The sequence below is a fragment of the Jiella marina genome (assembly GCF_024359545.1).
In the GTDB taxonomy this organism is placed as follows: domain Bacteria; phylum Pseudomonadota; class Alphaproteobacteria; order Rhizobiales; family Rhizobiaceae; genus Jiella.
Genome location: NZ_JAKQZG010000033.1, coordinates 1 through 1872 on the forward strand (window position 1 = coordinate 1; position 1872 = coordinate 1872).

2 protein-coding genes are annotated in these 1872 nt (G+C 63.5%); one reads left to right on the forward strand and one right to left on the reverse strand.

Features of this window, described 5'->3' with window-relative positions; translation table 11 throughout:
* The coding region (locus tag MF134_RS23735) for a Hint domain-containing protein (protein ID WP_255341863.1) at positions 1-417 on the reverse strand (417 nt) is incomplete at its 3' end.
* An 84-nt stretch (positions 418-501) separates the two neighbouring features.
* On the opposite strand from MF134_RS23735, the gene MF134_RS23740 reads away from it, so the two are divergent.
* Positions 502-1581, forward strand: coding sequence for an Acg family FMN-binding oxidoreductase (locus MF134_RS23740; RefSeq protein WP_255341864.1), 1080 nt, complete (start codon positions 502-504; stop codon positions 1579-1581).
* Positions 1582-1872: the final 291 nt, after the last annotated feature.

A 1872-nucleotide genomic window follows, 5' to 3' on the forward strand; every position in this document is an offset into this window, starting at 1 on the left:
GTCGGGGTTGGCCAGAACGTCGTCGAGATCATTCTCGAACCAGCCGCGCGATCCCATGGAAAAGAAGCTTTCGGCGGGAAGCCCCTCGGCGAGCACGACATCGTGCCGATCCAGTCCCAGATGCCAATAGGTGACGCGCTCCATCCGGGTGCGCTCGATGGTCGTGCCGTTGATCAGGTTCATGACCGGCACGAGCACTTCGCGGCCGTTCTGCCGCACCATTACCGGATGACCGGGCGACATCAGCACATCCGTTGGCTTGAGATACGGCCGGCGGGAATGCGCCCGGCAGAGATTGTCCGCGCGTCGTAGAGCGGGAGTAGCGCGAAGGTCTGCTTGGAGCCCATTGTGCCCCCTTTTCCGCAGAAAGCATCGACGGATTCGGCAGGGCGCGACCTTCGCGGCGTTCGCTACCATAGCCCATCCTTCCGGCCTGCCGACGCGACAGGATCAGTGATCTGGATCAAAGAACAACGGCGACGGATCGGCGATTGCTTGTGCATGGAAATCGGTAGGCGAATCTTCATTGGCGGCGCCGTCGCGGGTGCGGCGGCTATTGGAGCCGGTCTTTGGTGGCGTGGTCTCTCGGCGCCATACGTTGCGGCGGCCGATCACCTGACGGCGCCCCTTCCGTCCCGGCCAGAAACGCTGGACCTCGTCCGCTTCGCCACGCTTGGGGCGAACGGGCACAACACCCAGCCTTGGCGGTTCTCGAAGGTGGCCGACGGACTCGCCATCGCGCCCGACTTCTCCCGACGGACCCCGGTCGTTGATCCCGACGACCATCATCTCTACGCGAGCCTCGGCTGCGCTGCCGAGTCGTTGTGCATTGCAGCCCGCGCCCGCGGACTGTCCGGAGAGGTCGGCGAGGCCGGGGCAGAGGGACTCATAGTGGCGCTCCTTCCCGCTCCGCCCGAGGATGGCGCGCTCTTCAACGCGATCCCCGAACGTCAATGCACCCGGAGCGCGTACGACGGCACACGGCTGACGTCTGAAGAGGTGAGCCTTCTCGAGGCAGAAGCGAATGTTCACGGCGTGGCGGCAATCTGGCGCGAGGGAGCGGAGGTCGAGCTGATCCTCGACCTCGTGATTGCCGGCAACACGCGGCAGATGGACAACCCGGCCTTCGTCGCCGAACTCAAGGAATGGATCCGCTTCAACGGCGCGCAGGCAGCTCGGACCGGCGATGGGCTCTACGCGGCCGCTTCCGGCAACCCGACCATGCCTGAGGCTGTTGGGCGGATACTCTTCGACGCTTTTTTCCGGAAAGACTCCGAGAACGACAAGTACGCCGACCACATCCGTTCCTCGGCCGGAATATTCACGCTGGTCGCACCATCGAACGATCCCGCTGGCTGGATCGCGGCGGGACGCGCCTACCAGCGCATGGCGCTACGCGCGACGGCAATGGGCCTGCGAAACGCCTTTGTGAACCAGGCTGTCGAAGAGCCAGCAATGCGCGCCGACCTCGTCTCGCTACTCGACCTCAACGAGATGCGCCCGAACCTCGTCTTCCGCGTTGGGCGAGCGCCTCCGATGCCGCGCTCGCTTCGCCGTCTGCCCGAGGCAGTCATGGATTGATACCCCGCGTTCCAGAGACACTCCGCACCTTGATGAACGAATAGTCGCGATGTGCGCGATGCGTATATGGGCAACGATTGCATTTTGAAGGGCTTCGAGCGGCAGTCCAACCTCGAAAGCTGCGATCAGGCCGGAGAGTGCGAAGGTCGGTTTGGTCCCGCATAGCGGACCAACACGGTTTGCGGACACCCCCATAAAATAAGCTCGCATGGCTGTTGCTCACGGCAAGCGAGATACCATCACAGTCGATTGGAAGACCCGAAAGCATGCGACGTTTGGTAGTGCATGCCC